Annotated in this window: 11 protein-coding genes and 1 pseudogene; 5 read left to right on the top strand and 7 right to left on the bottom strand. The window is 49.6% G+C overall.

Annotated features, from left to right (window positions below):
* Nucleotides 1-413 precede the first annotated feature (413 nt).
* The 4 genes from RCH83_RS13835 to RCH83_RS13820 form a co-directional block, all read right to left on the bottom strand.
* Nucleotides 414-1,025: a PEP-CTERM sorting domain-containing protein gene (locus tag RCH83_RS13835; RefSeq protein WP_306523090.1), complete on the bottom strand. Its 612-nt coding sequence runs from the start codon at nt 1,023-1,025 to the stop codon at nt 414-416.
* 53 nt (nt 1,026-1,078) lie between these two features.
* Nucleotides 1,079-2,860 carry an endonuclease/exonuclease/phosphatase family protein gene (locus RCH83_RS13830; RefSeq protein WP_306523088.1) on the bottom strand — a complete coding sequence of 594 codons (1,782 nt, stop codon included), beginning with the start codon at nt 2,858-2,860 and terminating at the stop codon, nt 1,079-1,081.
* Nucleotides 2,861-2,881: 21 nt separating this feature from the next.
* Nucleotides 2,882-3,127: a hypothetical protein gene (locus RCH83_RS13825; protein WP_306523086.1), complete on the bottom strand. Its 246-nt coding sequence runs from the start codon at nt 3,125-3,127 to the stop codon at nt 2,882-2,884.
* 786 nt (nt 3,128-3,913) lie between these two features.
* On the bottom strand, nt 3,914-4,864 hold the full coding sequence (locus RCH83_RS13820; RefSeq protein ID WP_306523084.1) for an EamA family transporter: 951 nt from the start codon (nt 4,862-4,864) through the stop codon (nt 3,914-3,916).
* 380 nt (nt 4,865-5,244) lie between these two features.
* Here RCH83_RS13820 and RCH83_RS13815 point away from each other — a divergent pair, with 380 nt between their 5' ends.
* Nucleotides 5,245-6,045 carry a hypothetical protein gene (locus RCH83_RS13815; protein ID WP_306523082.1) on the top strand — a complete coding sequence of 267 codons (801 nt, stop codon included), beginning with the start codon at nt 5,245-5,247 and terminating at the stop codon, nt 6,043-6,045.
* 16 nt (nt 6,046-6,061) lie between these two features.
* Here RCH83_RS13815 and RCH83_RS13810 read toward each other — a convergent pair whose 3' ends face one another.
* From RCH83_RS13810 to RCH83_RS13800, 3 genes are all read right to left on the bottom strand, one after another.
* Nucleotides 6,062-7,582: an ATP-binding protein gene (locus tag RCH83_RS13810; protein WP_306523080.1), complete on the bottom strand. Its 1,521-nt coding sequence runs from the start codon at nt 7,580-7,582 to the stop codon at nt 6,062-6,064.
* A complete protein-coding gene (locus RCH83_RS13805) occupies nt 7,583-8,455 on the bottom strand; it encodes a hypothetical protein (protein WP_306523078.1) in 873 nt (290 codons plus the stop codon). It lies immediately after the preceding gene.
* Between the two features lie 206 nt (nt 8,456-8,661).
* Entirely contained in the window at nt 8,662-11,505 is a 2,844-nt protein-coding gene (locus tag RCH83_RS13800) for a TonB-dependent receptor (protein ID WP_306523076.1), read from the bottom strand.
* A 405-nt stretch (nt 11,506-11,910) separates the two neighbouring features.
* Here RCH83_RS13800 and galE point away from each other — a divergent pair, with 405 nt between their 5' ends.
* The 4 genes and pseudogenes from galE to RCH83_RS13780 all read left to right on the top strand — a co-directional run.
* Nucleotides 11,911-13,008, top strand: coding sequence for a UDP-glucose 4-epimerase GalE (gene galE / locus RCH83_RS13795; protein ID WP_306523074.1), 1,098 nt, complete (start codon nt 11,911-11,913; stop codon nt 13,006-13,008).
* A gap of 10 nt (nt 13,009-13,018) precedes the next feature.
* Nucleotides 13,019-14,164: a UDP-glucose--hexose-1-phosphate uridylyltransferase gene (locus RCH83_RS13790; RefSeq protein ID WP_306523072.1), complete on the top strand. Its 1,146-nt coding sequence runs from the start codon at nt 13,019-13,021 to the stop codon at nt 14,162-14,164.
* The gene (gene galK, locus RCH83_RS13785) at nt 14,157-15,314 is read left to right on the top strand and encodes a galactokinase (protein WP_306523070.1); all 1,158 of its coding nucleotides are present in this window, start codon (nt 14,157-14,159) and stop codon (nt 15,312-15,314) included. Before RCH83_RS13790 ends, galK begins: the two co-directional genes overlap by 8 nt.
* A pseudogene (locus RCH83_RS13780) lies at nt 15,311-15,674 on the top strand (hypothetical protein); the annotation flags it as partial. The gene galK and the pseudogene RCH83_RS13780, both read left to right, overlap by 4 nt.

Here is a 15,674-nt window from a genome sequence, read left to right as displayed (position 1 = left end):
TCCCCGTTTAGCCGAGCCGATAAAAATTGAAAGTTTGAGGTTTTAAGACGCCAACTGTTTGAAGCGGCTGACGCTAGCAGCCGCTGAGTTTTGGCGGCGCCTCAAACTTTTGATTTTTAGCGGGCTTTCGAAGGCTCACCGGGGTCGTTTTTTGCGTCACTTTTTGTCGACACAAAAAGTGACTCGCCCGCGGAGGCGAGTCTCCGCATAGCGCCAGCAGCTGCAAGCTGCCCCACCGCTTATTTTCTTGCGCCCGCTGATGAACAACCCACAAAGCACTGCTAAACAGTGCCCGGCTGAGCAAACAACCAACCGGGCCTGTTTATCAGCGTAATAAGCTTCAGCGTCATAAACTTCGGCGCAATCAACTTAAACGCTTCAGGGTTTTATATCATCACCCTATAAGCGGCAAGTTATTTACCGGCCTTGTTGTTACGCCACAGCCTGCCACGGCGACTGCTTAGCAGGGTTATACCTGCCAGCAGCAATAAAGCTGTTGCCGGTGCCGGCACTTCTGTTGCTGCTACTTTTAGCGTGAAATCGGCACTCTGGGTATTTATCAGCTGACCGGCAACACTTTCTGCCCCCAACCAGTTTTGGTTAAACACCAGCTGAAAATCGCCGGGTTGTAGCGCCTGAAAAGTTAAAGTCGCCAGCACAAAACCTGGTTGTTGCGCCGCAGCTAGCAGCGTTTTATCTGTTGCAGCAAAGGTATATTCATCCAGCATAATAAAACCGGCCGCTGCGTTATGCTCGGCAAATTGCAGGCTGCCAGAGCCGGCATTTAAACCATTGCCAAAGGCCCAGTGTTGCAACTTTAAACCCGCAGGCTGATACATAATTTGTGTCCAGAAGGCCGCAAGGGGTTCGGTAACATCCGTGATTTTCAGCTCAAGGCGTATGGTTTCTCCCTGCTGATAACTCCGGATGTTCTGATCATAACCCTGCTCAGGTTGTAACTGAATAAGCGCTGCCTGCGCTAAGTTGCTACATAACAGACCTAACATTAATAATAAAAACTTCATGTTGTTTTATCTCTTTTGAATGACTTACACACTTTTTATTGGCTTGCGCACTGTTATTGGCTTGCACATTGCGGCTTGTGACATAACGCCATCATGGCGCGTACATCCAGCGGGCTTACCAAACCATCATTATTAAAATCATATACTTGCGCTAAAGCGCCCAGACTGAGTTGCTGACGGAATAAACTGATGTCGCGACTATCAATCAGGCCATTTTTATCCACATCAGCCGGGTGGTAACGCAGCGCCATATCGCTGAACACAGCCGCATGATCAGAAGGCCAGCTGTTCTTTGCCACAGCGGCAATAGCACTGCCTTCGCGCCCCAACGTTGTTTGCACTGTGGTGGTAAAAGTGCTGGCCGCTGTTGGTTTTAACGCAGCACCCTGCCAATAAATGCGGTCAATCCTGTCCTGAGGTTCAGTGCCTTTAAATACCGGCGACCAGGTATTGCCTGGCTGAAGCACAGGGTCCGGATGGATCGTTCGGTAACTATCGCTAAAACCGGCTTTGTGCACTGCATCGCTGGTTGGCCAGATAACCTGCCCTACACCATTACGTTTGGCAGCTGTGGCCGCTGTCCAGTCCAGATGAGAAGGCACGTTAAAATCGCCAAGCAGTAATACCGGGGTTTCTTTGGCACCGGCCAGCAACGGCTGTAAACCCTGCAGCAAAAAGCGGATTTGTGGCAACCGGCTGGAGCGGTTTTCTTCCTGTAACACAGACTGCGCGCTGGCACCGGCAAGTTCAGCCGCATAAGGCCCGTAATAATGTGGGTCTAAATGGGTGTTGGCCAACCAGATAAACAAGTTATTGTGATAAGGCAGTTTAATTTTAGCCAGCAGCGAAAAATCAATATTGGTGCTGTCTACCACCGGGAAACGGCTGATGGTTTGAATACCCGGATAGGCGCCTACAGCATGATACCAACCCAGATCCCCGGCCAGTTTGGCTGCCAAAGCCACATTCGCTTCCTGCAAAGCAATGATATCGGCTTGTGCCGTTAAAATAGATGTCAGACCTTTTTGATAACCCTGCTCCACCTGGCCAAAAGCACGCCAGACGTTGTAAGTCATTATTCTTACTGCTGTTTGCTCATATTGCAGCGCAGTAAGTACCGGCAGCGTGATGGTGGCATCCACAAAAGTTTGTTGTTCGTTATCCAGCGCCCGCACCACCAGCTGTTGCTGGCCAACATCGGCATGGCTTGGCAAACCGCTTAATATGCCGTCAGGCGATAAAGTTAACCAGCCAGGGGCGGACAATATTTTCATGCTAAATGCTGCGGAGTTTTTTTGCAGGTAAGCCGCCAGTTTAAGCTGATAATGCTGCCCCGACACTGCCGGATAAATGCGAAACTGCGGATGAAACCAGGCAAGCGGTTGGTTGTTTTTAATGCTAAAACTGACCGGACCTGCCTTGGCGCTGTAACCATCTTTGGCCAACAACCATACATCGTATTGGCCTGCGCCCAGCGCCAATGCCATCTGCAGCGAACCATTACCAACAGCGGCGCCTGCGGTTTTAGTGCCATTTAAATATAACCAGGCGGCAGAGCCAGGGCCTGGTTGCACACCTTTGGCATAAACCCCCAGCCAGTCAGTGGCTGTTGCATCAGGGTTGGTGAAGTCAACCTGAAGCGGCTGCTGAAGATCAAGTTCAGCATCCTGCAGCGATAACGCAGCTTGAGCGGCCGCTCCCAGCACTTCAATATTCGCCGCCTGTGCTAAAGGGCTATAACCATTGTTGGCTAAAAACCACAGACTATAGCGCCCGGCCGGCAGGCTTTGCGCCGCAAATGTTATTTTGCCGGTAATGCCAGTGGCCGAAGCCACTCTGCTGTTATTGATATATTTTCAGTCGGTGGCCGACCTTTGTCCCGGCTGAACCCCAAGCGGATAAATACCAAACCAGTCCGACGAACTGCCTGAGCCACCCCAAAATGTCAGCTCAATGTTGTCAGTTGCAGAAAAAGTACTTTTTGACAGCAAAAAGCCGCTTGTCGCAGCAGTTTGCGCCTGGCTGGCAAAAAGTGGAGACGACATCAGCATCAATGCCGCCACATACAAAACCATTTGATTAATAAAAGATTTTAGTCGCATACATAAGTCTCAATTGATGAAAGTTCAAGCAGATTAAAGCAACAAGATTTAAACAATGTGACAATGTATATTTTATTCAATATTCATAAATGACAAAAACCTGGCTCAAAGCCAACAGCAGGAACTGCTTAGTGAGCATTCAAGAGTGAGCGCGGGAGGCGCGAACGGTGTAGTTGACGCTGGTTGGTTCGATAGGACGATCATCAGTATCTGGGGTAAAATTTTGCTTTTCCATACAAGCCTATCTTGTTGATAAAAAGCAAATAAATAAGCATCGGCGACCACTAATGAGTTTAACTTTTGATGTCGGTGTACTGAAGTTGGGCTTCTATGCCCAAATTGAGTTAAGCAAAACGCAATCTATGACTCACCTCCATATTGCAAGCACGGTTAGCAAACAAGTCTGCGCCAATCTATCTACTGCCTGACTCAGCATAACTACAACTTTTATTCAAACCAGAAATACTCGGGTCAAAACGCTCCTTCCCCGTTTAGCCAAGCCGATAAAAATTGAAAGTTTGAGGTTTTAATCACGCGGTGACCGGACGAACTGTTTGAAGCGGCTGACGTTAGCAGCCGTCGCCCCGTGGTTTTAAAAAACAGGCGGCGCCTCAAACTTTTGATTTTTAGCGGGCTTTCGAAGGCTCATCGGGGTCGTTTTTTGTGTCACTTTTTGTCGACACAAAAAGTGACTCGCCCGCGGAGGCGAGTCTCCGCATAGCGCCAGCAGCTGCAAGCTGAAAACAAAGCCACGCCATGCCGCAGGCATAAGCTAAAAGGCAACAGCTATGTCCTTTGCAACAACCGCTGTTGCAACGACCCACCAAACACATTCACCAGCAGGCCAACAATAATCACCAGCGCGCCGAGAATTTGTTGTGGCGACAACCTTTCGCCGAGGATCAAAGCGCCGCTGAAAATCCCTACCACAGGTACCAGCAACGAGAGTGGTGTAACGCGCCAGGTTTCGTAGCGGCTGAGCAGCTTGCCCCAGATGCCGTAACCGATAAAAGTGGCGATATAAGCTAAATAACAGAGCGCCAGTACTGTTGGCAGCGTGATATTGGCCAAACTGGCGGTCATCACGGCGACGCCATCAAATAACCAGGAGCAGGCCAGAAACGGCGCTATAGGCACCAGCGCACTCCACACCACCAACGACATCACCGGGGTTTGATAGTCACGCATAATAATTTTATTGCTGATATTACCAAGGCCCCAGGACAGCGCCGCGGCCAGAATACACATGATAGTAGTGAGTGTGATGCGCCCCGCTGTATCGCCTGGTGTGAGCCCGACCTGGCTGGCATTGATATGGCTGACCTCGCCTTGCATGCCTGCGGTTGCCAGAATAACCATGCCAAACACAGTTACCACCATGCCGGCGATATGGTACCAGCACAACTTTTCCGCCAGCAGCAACACGCCAAACAAGATGGTAAAAAACACCTGCGCCTGCAACATCACAGAAGCCAGGCCAACCGGCATGCCAAGCTTGATGGCAAAAAACAAAAATGCGAACTGACCAAAGCTGATGGTCATGCCATAAGCAACCAGCCAGCGCAGCGGCAGCTGAGGGCGTTTTACAAAAAAGATGGCCGGAAAAGCCACCAGCACAAAACGTAAGCCGGCCAGTAACAGCGGCGGCATCTGCTCAACGCCAACCTTAATGACCACAAAATTCAGGCCCCAGACCACCACCACACAGAGCGCTAATAACTTATCTTTAAATGACATCTATAATCCCGCGTCCTTTCAGGCCCTGTTCTTACCACAGTATCAGCACAGTGGCATCTCTGCTGCTTTGTTGCAATAAGTGGTAGTTTGCTACCGAAAACCAACCAGATACCTCACTAAAACGGTAGTTTATTACCGCATGTGCACTCAAAGGTTATTTTTAGTTATTTAATACAGTTGCAGTTTTAACCAAATAAACTGCCAGCATATATAGGCCAGCACCATTGTGTGGAAGCCTCCCCTGATAAAAACCAAACTGCATCAAGTGCCGGTTAAAACAAAGTTGGCAATATCTTCAGCCTGGTATATTCCTTATGAAAAATAAGGTTATGATGCTGCTGTGCTGATTATGCAAAAAACTCTGCGAGGGATTGACTATTATGCCGTTGTTTTATTGGTGTTTTCTCTGGTTTATTGCTTTGTTTGGCAGCATGCCGTTGTGGGCACAACAGGGGGATAAATACCAGATAGCTGCGGCTCAACTCAGTGGTTTATTTAATACACCGGCCGATGCGGGGCAAACCCAGACAGATGCCGGGGTTTATTATCAGTTGTTGTCGCAAATACTGAAAGACACCGGTCTTGCCAGCCAGTATGAAATTGTGGTGTTGCCAATGAAAAGGGCCAAAAACGACTTTGCCCGTGGTCAGTTTGCCTGTTATGCCCCTGGTTTAGATACCTTTGATGCGCCGGAACGCCAGCTGTTAGCCAAAGATATTCTCAGCAGCAGCCCCTTTAATTACGCCATGGTAAAAGTACTGAGCAGACCCAAACACACTTTGGTGAAAAGTGCTGCAGATATTTCTGGCAAAGATCTGATTAGTATTGTGCGTGGTGTGCCGGTGAACGCACAAATGCAGCGTATTCTGGACAATGCCATGCAGTCTTATACCGTAAACAGTGAAAGGGAAAATCTGCAAATGTTGATGTCTGGCCGGGTGAATTATAGCCTGGTGTTTTATCCGGATGTGCTGGCGGCTTACCGTGAACTGGGTTTAACCGAATATTTCCCTTTTGACAAAAAATATTCGCCTTTAACCATTCGCGACAACCTGATTTGCCATCAGCGCCACAAAAAGGCATTTTTGCAAATAGAAGCGGCGATAAAACGTTACCAACAACAGGGGCTGCTGCAAAAAATTCTGCTGGATTATTATTTACCGGCAGAGATGTTACGCTGAGCCAGTGATGTGCTGTTCAGCGTGATGCGGCCGTAAGGGGCAAAGTAAACCAGAATTTACTGCCGCCACCAGGGGCCGATTCATAACCACAGCTGCCCCCCAACTTATGACAAATACGCCGCACTATAGATAAACCCAAACCATGACTGTCGGCTCTGACCGAGTGCAGTCTGGAAAACTCAGCAAATAATTTATCCTTTTGGTCTGCCGCAATGCCGTCGCCATGATCCCTGACCCAAAAGCGCCACTCTTTGGTTTCATTGGTCATGGGGTCAATGCCAATCTCAATGGCCGCTGGTTTACCGCCATACTTAATGGCGTTAGACAGGTAATTTAACCAAATCTCCACCAGCCACTGCGGGTGGGCTTTCACTGTAGGAAAAGGACCACACAACCGGATCTGACTGTGGTATTCGTCTATCAGCGGTTGCAGGTGATGTTTTGCTTCTTCAATGGTTTGTTCAATGACTACGTCGGTTTTAGTCACTTCGACTTCAGAATGTAATGCCGCCAGTTGTAACAAAGCATCAATCATCACATTCATTTTCTGCGACGCAGTCAGAATTTCGGTTAAAAACTTTTGTTGTTGTGCTGTATCCAGCTCTGCTGCAACCCCGGTCAGCAGGCGGGTCGTGCCAATCAAATTGGTTAAAGGGTGTTTTAAATCATGGGCGACGGTATGGGCAAAAGCATTTAAATCGGCATTTTGTTCCTGCAGCAGTACAGATTGTTGTTCCAGCCGTTTGGTCTGAGCCGCCAGCTGCGCCGTTCTTTGTTCCACCATCAGTTCCAGCTCCGCCTGATAAGACTTCAGCTCTTCTTCAACCGCTGTTCTGTGTTGCAGCTCTTTTGCCAGTCGTTGTTGCATGCCGTTAAAAGCGTCGACAATAGCGCCAATTTCATCGTCGGTGTAAAAAGTGCTGTCTGGCAACACCAGACTGGCCGACAGATTATTAGCATTCAGTTGTCTGGCATATAAAGCCAACTGATGCAACTGCCGGGTAACCCAACGATGAAACAAACGCAATAGCAGTAAACTACTGAGAAACAACGTAAAAAAGGAAGTTAACAAACCGGCATTGGCCGTTTCCCACATCTGGTTATTTAACCTTTCAGCATCCACCATCAAATGCAGTTCACCCAGCTGAAAATGCTGTCCCTGAATTTGCACTTCCAGCGGATAACGATGCTCCAGCAACAATTGTTGCAGCGGGCGTAAATCAATGCGGGTGAGCTTGCCACTATCATCAGTCAGCTCAATACGCGCCAACTCAGGAAATTGTTTTAACGCTTCCAGTTGTGACCTTAACCTTTGTGGATCCATGGTCCAGAGCGCGTCGCTTAAACCGGGCAGATAACTTTGTGAAATTTTATGCAGCTCAGCTTCGGCGTGTTGCAATGCTTCATTTTTTTCATGTTGCACCAGCCATAAGGTAATCAGCAAAGCCGCCAGAAAACTCCAGCCAAAACAAACCAATGCCAACCTGGCACCCATATTTTGCCGGAACCACAACCTGATGTTCAGAGGACTGTTCATCTAATATCCTGTCTTGGGATCAAACCATAATTCGGGACGATGTAACGGCGTTTGTGCCGGCAGCACCGGGTTGGTTAACCTGATGACCTGACGGTTGTTGAAATCCGCTTTGTCTATTGCCTGCTGAAAATAAGCCACAAAGAGTTGCTGCATACTGCCGTCACTGATGGCTTGCTCCAGCCCGTCTTCAATGGCCTGCGCCAGTTTTACGTCAGATTTACGCACAAAAAAGTATGAAGCCGTTGGATAATGCAACGCCCATTCAGGCGCTACCGCCAGCTCTTTGTTGGCAAGAGTGTCCAGCTCAGGCCAGATTTCAGTGACAGAACGCGGAAAATAACGCACCCGGCCTTTAAATAACATCTGGTACATGCCATCAAAATGATTGCTGGCTGACACCGCAAAACCATTGGCTTTCAGAATGTCATAGTCCGGCCAGTCAATGCCCTGCACTGTTAATAACAACTTCAGCTGCTCAGGCGTGGCCAGGGTGCGGAACAGTTCTTTGTCCTGCTGCCTGATCGCCAACAAACGCCAGCCCATCAGCCCTCTGTCGATTGGAATTCGCACAGCAGTTAATTGTTGTTCCCGCTGTGGATTGGTCATGGTCCAGGCTACATCAATGCCCTGCCCCAGCTCCAGCTGTTTCAGGGTACGGTATTGGGTCATTACAAAATCACTGGGTTTGGCCAGGTAGTGCCCACCGGATTTCGCCAGTGCCAGCTTTAACAAAGCAACAGGATAATCACCTCTTTTATCTTGCTGCATAGTTTTGGGCCAGGCATATACCACCTGTTGTGGTGTCGCCCTGACAACAGCGGCTGATAACAACAAGGCCAGCAGCACAAGGCAATATGAGTGGCGGGTTTTCATCAACAACAGATCCTTTTGTAGCTAACCACAGGCAGTATATGCAAAATTTGCGCAGGCACCATCAAAGCTAAAATATTAATCCGCAGTCTGCCACTGCCATTTTAAGAAAAAAAAGACCCGGCAAAAGCCGGGTCAAACTCCAGGTGTACAACATAAACACTGGTAACAACTACATTGGACTACAGGTGGAACAAGATGACTGCCGGTTAAAATTTAGCCCGCACCCCCAGTGAAAAACGGCGGCCATAAGTGGCGGCATACTGGATATGGGACGGATGGCCTAAATAACGGGTATCAATTTTGTCCTGCAGGTTGGCCACATCACCACGCAAAGTGATGTTGTCGGTAATGTCATAACTGACGCCTAAATCCATCCAGCTGGTGCTGTTATTGTGCAACGCTTCGGCCACCCAAACCCCACCAATCACCGACCAGTTATCCCAGGCGTAATAACCAGAGCGGTTGTTATAGGCAATACGGGCTTCAAACTTGTCGTTTTCGTAAAAGGCCACCAGGTTGGTCTGGTTTTTTGATAAACCGCGGAACGGTTTTTCGTTACCCTGGTCGTCTTTTTCACCGGACACACTGTCGTTGTAGGTGTAATTGGCCTGCAAACCAAAACCGGCTAAGTAGTCTGGCAACATCTCATCGAAAGTTTGCAAAAACGCCAGCTCATAACCGCGGATCCGCGCCGTTTTACTGCTGTCGTTATAAGGTTTCCAGACTTCAAACGGCTGGCCATCAATGGTTTCACTGGTTTTATCCCATTTGATAAAACTGGCCACTTCTTTGTAAAAAGTGGCAAAAGTGACAGTGCCACTTTCGTGGTAATACCATTCCAGCGCGGTATCAAACTGGTCAGCGGTATAAGGTTTTAAACCCGGTGTGCGGGTTTCGTAATAACGAACCCCCTGATCATTAGGTTTGACATTGATATAGGTATAAGGCGCCAGTTCGTTCAGCGAAGGTCGTGAAATCACCTGTGAGGCTGCGGTGCGGAAAATCACCTCGTCCGTCAGGTTAATTTTAAAGTTCAGGCTGGGCAAAATGTCCTCATAACCGGAATCTTCCTGCACCGGCTGCACTGCTTCCCAGCTGTTATCAACCGGCTTGCCGTCAGGGCCAAACTTCAGGTTATGAATGTTCTGGCTATGGCCGCTGGACTGCACATCAGTGCGGGTGTAACGCAAACCAAGATTTAACAGATAAGGCATGTCGAGCAGCGTATCTTCAATATTCATTTCAACAAAAGCGTGCGCAATGTCTTCCTGAATAATAAAAGATTGTGACTTGGCGATATCGGTTTTCAGTAAATCGGCGGCGGCAGGGTCCAGCTCCCCAAGGAACTTATACAGATTATCCATATTCACCGTGGCCCAGTTGGCCGGGATCAGCGCTTTGGTGTCGCCCATAAAATTGCTGATATTGCCGGCATCCAGCGCGTTGGCCGGTAAACGCCACCACTCATGGCCATAAAAGTTCACCAAAGCCGACTGGGGGGCGTTAATTTTGGCCAGGTTTTCCCCGGCAAAAATAGAGGCATTACGCGAGCGGTGGGTAATACGTTCTTTTTCCTGACTGTCCAGTCCTGCGCCAAACATCACTTTGCTCACCAGGCCGTCGTTTTCCCAGGTACCGGTAAAGGCAGCATTTTGGGTGGCGTCATTCACGCCAGTGCCGTCGGTATTGGTATACCAGGCGCCAAACACACTGTTGGGTGTCACTTCTTCCGACAAAATAATATCAGGCACCGCCTGGCCGTTATTCCAGTTAATGCTGGCCGATTCCACACCTGAACGCGCTACCACATATTTGTTGTCGCCATTGTTTTTGTTTTGCGCTTCGGAACTTGAAATATCAAAGGTATAAGTGAAGTCGTCCAGCACCCAATTGACGTTCACGCCATATTGATAAGTGGTGTTGCGTCTTGGTGCTCTGGTATCCACTATGTCCATCAAGGCCGGGCCTTTCCAGGCAAGCTGATTAGCCCAGCCATCGGCGGCCACATCCACATGGGTATAAACACCATTTTTTGCCGGTAACCAGGATTCAGAATAAGTCACTACCGACAACTGGCGACCATGGGAATTAATGTCGTACACACTGTATAAAGCATCAAAATTGACATCAATATTGTTGGCTGGCCGCCACTGCAGCGCCATGGTGCCGCCGGTGCGGGTTCTTTCATCTTCATAAGAAGTGAGCTGGGCATAACCCGGGAATCGCACTGCGTTGTGTTCAACCACGCCGTCACGGCCAATATCCACTGCCCTTTCGCTAAAGCTCCAGGCCTGATAACTGTCGTGGCGGTTGGTGTAATTAGAATGGGTAATAGAAGCTAAAGCACCAAAGGTATCGTCATTAAAAGTGTCGCTGATAAAAAACGAGGCTCTGGGGTCGTTACTTTCTGCCCTTTCGTTATAAGTGCTGTTCAGTGATCCCGACATCACAAATTTGCCAATATCCAGAGGACGGGCGGTTTGTACATTCACCACTGCACCAATACCGCCTTCCGGTAAATGGCCTTGTGGCGTTTTATGCACCTGCACACCGCTGATGAGTTCAGAGGCAATCACGTCATAGTTAAAATCGCGTGACGGGTTGTCGGACGCCAGTTTGCGGCCATTTAAGGTGGTGATGTTGTAGTCGCCGGTTAAACCACGCACTGTGACTGTCTGGCCTTCACCGTTGGAGCGGGTCACGCTGACCCCCGGAATACGCTGCAGCGCTTCGGCCACGTTTTCATCGGGGAACTTGCCGATATCTTCGGCCACTATGGCGTCAATCACGTTGTCAGCCAGTTTTTTAATTTCCTGACTTTCTTTTAAGCTGCTGCGAATGCCGGTGACTTTTATCACCTCAACCGCAGTTTCGCTTTTTGCTGCTTTTTTTTTGGCTGTTGTTTTGGTTTTTTCCTGGGTGGCCGTGCTGCTGTCCTTAGCTGCGCTGCTGTCTTGCACTGCGCCATTGCCTGCGACACCGGGCTGAGCTGCAGCCACTGGCCACGCCAGTGCCGAGCTTATCAGAAATGCCAGATAGGTTTTTTTCATGCTGTTGCCTCGTGTAATAAATAAATCCGGCCAGGCAATCCAGTACAAAAAGCCGCCCGCCAGAACCTGTTGTTTAAGTTGTTCAACGCTGGAACGGTTTTATTAATCCGCCTTTTAACTACCAGATGCCTCCTTAAATCCACTGGCTGTTTCTTGAAAAATAAGCAGCGGAAAAACTGCCGGCTCGCAGCAGAAATTTTCAGCACCAGCTGTGCAGACTTGAGGAACAAAACCGGTCGGGCAAGGGCAAAAGACTGTCATTTAGGCTGATCAGCGGGCCGGGGCTGTGCTTTTCCTGCTGAATATTCCTGCTTCCTAACCTTTGAGGGATCTGTCGTTGACGGGCTTTGGCCGCTGGCGCTAACTTCTGCGCCATACAAAGCCAGGAACCTGAAGGGAGCAGCAATGAAAATTTTACTGACCGGTGGCACCGGTTATATAGGGTCACACTGTGCACTGGCGCTGTTGCAGGCCGGTCATAGTGTGACGCTGCTGGATAATCTAAGTAACAGTGACGCTGCTGTGGTTTCGCGTATCCGTCAGCTGTATCAACCGCAATCTGCTGAGGCGGCTGAACTGTCATTTATTCAGGGAGATATCAGGGATGAAGTTTTGCTGGAGCGGCTTTTAAGCACACAGCGTTATGACGCTGTGATGCATTTTGCCGGGTTAAAAGCTGTGGGCGAATCCTGGTTACAACCAGCAGATTATTATCAGCACAACTTTAATGGCACCTTGCTGCTGGCCAGCCTGATGCAAAAACATCAGCTGCCCTGTTTATTGTTTAGCTCCTCGGCCACTGTCTATGCCGCCTCTGCAACCGCACTGGACGAACAAAGCCCCTGTGCACCAGCCAGTCCTTATGGCCGCAGCAAATATTTTGTGGAAGCCATGCTAAAAGATCTGCAGCAGGCCAACCCGGCTTTCAGTGTCATTTTATTGCGTTATTTTAACCCGGCCGGTGCCCACCATTCGGCGTTGCTTGGGGAAGCGCCTTGTGGCACACCCAATAATCTGTTGCCTTTTGTGGCAGAGGTAGCCAGCGGACAACGTGATGAAATTCAGGTATTTGGCGACGACTACCCAACAGCGGATGGCACAGGAGTGCGGGATTATATTCATGTGGAAGATGTAGCACAGGGCCATGTGCTGGCGTTGCAACAACATCAGGCTGAGCCGGGGGTGCATCTGTATAACTTAGGCCGGGGTCAGGGTTATTCGGTGCTGCAGGTGATTCAAGCTTTTGAACAATCTTGTGGCCGGGTTTTGCCTTACCGTATCACCACAAGACGGCCAGGCGACTTGCCAAGTACAGTGGCCTGTGCCGACAAAGCACAACAACTATTGGGTTTTACCGCCCGCCGTGATTTACAACAAATGACAGACGACGCCTGGCGCTGGCAACAACAGTTACAGCAGCGGCCTGTCGTGCAGCCTCAGCTCAGCCCCATAACTGACAAGGCCACAACAGGCCAGGACGGGGTGAAGCATGAGCCTTGCTGAGGTAAATTTTATGACTCAGGCACCAGACAACCATGCCTTTGCCGGCCCTTTATTTGATGTAACTGAACATCCGCACCGGCGTTTTAATCCGCTGACCGGCGATTGGGTGCTGGTGTCCCCCCATAGGGCCCAAAGGCCCTGGCAAGGCCAACTGGAAACGCCGGACTTTGCCACTTTGCCTGCTTATGATGAAAGCTGTTATTTGTGCGCCGGTAACCTGAGGGTGAATGGCGAACGAAACCCTGACTATCGCTCACCTTTTGTTTTTACCAACGACTTTGCCGCGCTGAAGCCCGATGGCCCCCTTTATCAGCACAATGAAGATGGTTTATTTGTATTGCAATCAGCCAGCGGCACCAGCAGGGTTATTTGTTATTCCAACGACCACAGCAAATCTTTGCCGCAGCTGAGCCAATTGCAGATTTTGCAACTGATCCGCAGCTGGATAAACCAATATCAACAGTTGTCACAGCAGTTTTGCTGGGTGCAGGTATTTGAAAACAAAGGGGCCATTAACGGTTGTTCTAACCCGCACCCGCACGGCCAGATTTGGGCCAGTCACTTTGTGCCGACTTTACCTGCCAAAGCAGATGTGGCGCAGCGGCAATATTTGCACCAGCACGGTAAAAATCTGTTGTTGCATTACGCCGCAGTGGAGCTGCAAAAAGCGGAACGTATTGTGGTGCAAAACGAACACTGGCTGGTGGTGGTGCCTTATTGGGCCAGCTGGCCTTTTGAAACTTTGTTATTACCGCTGTCGCCGGTGGCGCGGATGGAGCAGCTAAACCATGCCCAACAACTGGCACTGGCAGATATTCTGCAACAACTGACCATTCGGTATGACAATCTGTTTCAGTGTGCTTTTCCATATTCAATGGGCTGGCATGGTGCACCTTATCAGCCTCAGGCTGAGCAACAGGAAGATATCAGCCACTGGCAACTGCATGCCCATTTTTATCCGCCGCTGCTGCGCTCAGCCAGTATCAAAAAGTTTATGGTAGGGTATGAAATGCTTGCTGAAACCCAAAGAGATATGACACCGGAGCAAGCCGCTGCCAGATTGCGCAGCCAAAGTGGTATTCATTATAAAAATCAACAAGCTGGCCCGCAGCCTTATGCGGCAACAGCAGGCACAACAGGAGTTGACCATGGCTAAAGTACCGGCGCAGTTATTGGCTTTACAACAGGCTTTTGCCAGCCATTTTCAACAAGCACACAACATGGCGTTTCAGGCTCCCGGCCGGGTGAATCTGATTGGTGAACATACCGACTATAACGATGGTTTTGTGTTGCCTTGTGCCATTAACTTTTATACCTGGGTGTTGGCAAGGCCAAACGAACAACAAAAAATCCGCGTGCTGGCGCTGGATTATCAGCAGCAGGACGAATTTGAGCTTCGTTTTCCGATTGAACCTCACCCTGTGTATAGCTGGGCTAATTATGTGCGGGGAGTGGCCAACAGTTTATTGCAACAAGGTTATGCCCTCAAAGGTGGTGATATTGCCATCAGCGGTAATGTGCCCAAAGGCGCAGGTTTAAGCTCGTCGGCTTCGCTGGAGGTGGCACTTGGGCTTTGTTTTAGCCATCTGAGCGGTTTTGTTTTGTCGGGACGCGACAATGCCCTGAACGGCCAGCACGCCGAAAACCATTTTGTTGGTTGTCACTGCGGCATTATGGATCAGCTGATTTGTGCTTTAGGCCAGCAACACCAGGCACTGCTGATTGATACCCGCAGTTTAACCAGCACAGCAGTGACTATTCCTGATGGCCTGGTGGTGTTGATCATTAACTCCAACGTACAACGGGGTCTGGTTGACAGCGCTTATAACGAAAGGCGGCAACAATGTGAAGCTGCTGCCCAAAAACTCGGCATCAGGGCATTGCGTGATATCAGTTATCTGGAGCTGCAACAGCAACAATATAAGTTGTCGGCATTAGAAGCTAAACGTGCCCGCCATGTGGTCAGTGAAAACGACCGCACCGAACAAGCCGCTAAAGCCCTGCAACAAGGCGATATACGTTTATTAAGCCGTTTAATGGCGCAGTCGCACCAGTCAATGCAGCAGGATTTTGAAATTACAGTGCCGGCCATTGACTGCCTGGTGCAGCTGGTCAGCATTGTGATTGGCCAGCAAGGTGGTGTGCGTATGACAGGCGGTGGTTTTGGCGGTTGTGTGGTGGCACTGCTGCCAGAGGCTTTAGTGGCGGATGTTACTGCGCTGGTCAAGCGTGAATACCCGAAACGGACCGGCCTTGTTGCCGATATTTTTTTGTGTGAAGCCAGTCAGGGAGCAACCCGGCTGTGAATCAACTGAACCCGGCCTTGCCACTGCCTGACAACACTGCGCCAACAGCTATGGAGATGTCAGGCAGCGGCAAAACCACACCGCCGCCGCAAGTGATATTGCTGCAAAACGATGCGGGTCTTGCCGTGGAAGTGTTGCCTTTTGGCGCTTATATCAAAGCCATTCGTTTTTATGGCCAAAATCTGACCTTAAGTTACCCAACAGCAGCGGAGTATCTCAAGGACAGCTGTTATTTAGGCGCCACTGTTGGCCGTTATGCCAACCGGATCCGTCATGGCCGGTTTTTACTGGGACAACAATGGGTTCAGCTTGATCTCAATGCCAATGGCCATTGTTTACACGGTGGTTTTGGCGACAAAG

This window comes from Rheinheimera sp. (genome assembly GCF_030824435.1).
GTDB lineage: Bacteria > Pseudomonadota > Gammaproteobacteria > Enterobacterales > Alteromonadaceae > Pararheinheimera.
The sequence above is the reverse complement of the archived record's forward strand: the minus strand, read 5'-3'. Positions and strand labels throughout refer to the sequence as shown.

Excerpts from the sequence above, each read along its gene's own strand:
- RCH83_RS13835 (WP_306523090.1), bottom strand. The coding sequence starts at position 1,025 with ATGAAGTTTTTATTATTAATGTTAGGTCTGTTATGTAGCAACTTAGCG.
- RCH83_RS13825 (WP_306523086.1), bottom strand. The coding sequence starts at position 3,127 with ATGCGACTAAAATCTTTTATTAATCAAATGGTTTTGTATGTGGCGGCA.
- RCH83_RS13820 (WP_306523084.1), bottom strand. The coding sequence starts at position 4,864 with ATGTCATTTAAAGATAAGTTATTAGCGCTCTGTGTGGTGGTGGTCTGG.
- RCH83_RS13815 (WP_306523082.1), top strand. The coding sequence starts at position 5,245 with ATGCCGTTGTTTTATTGGTGTTTTCTCTGGTTTATTGCTTTGTTTGGC.
- RCH83_RS13810 (WP_306523080.1), bottom strand. The coding sequence starts at position 7,582 with ATGAACAGTCCTCTGAACATCAGGTTGTGGTTCCGGCAAAATATGGGT.
- RCH83_RS13805 (WP_306523078.1), bottom strand. The coding sequence starts at position 8,455 with ATGAAAACCCGCCACTCATATTGCCTTGTGCTGCTGGCCTTGTTGTTA.
- RCH83_RS13800 (WP_306523076.1), bottom strand. The coding sequence starts at position 11,505 with ATGAAAAAAACCTATCTGGCATTTCTGATAAGCTCGGCACTGGCGTGG.
- galE (WP_306523074.1), top strand. The coding sequence starts at position 11,911 with ATGAAAATTTTACTGACCGGTGGCACCGGTTATATAGGGTCACACTGT.
- RCH83_RS13790 (WP_306523072.1), top strand. The coding sequence starts at position 13,019 with ATGACTCAGGCACCAGACAACCATGCCTTTGCCGGCCCTTTATTTGAT.
- galK (WP_306523070.1), top strand. The coding sequence starts at position 14,157 with ATGGCTAAAGTACCGGCGCAGTTATTGGCTTTACAACAGGCTTTTGCC.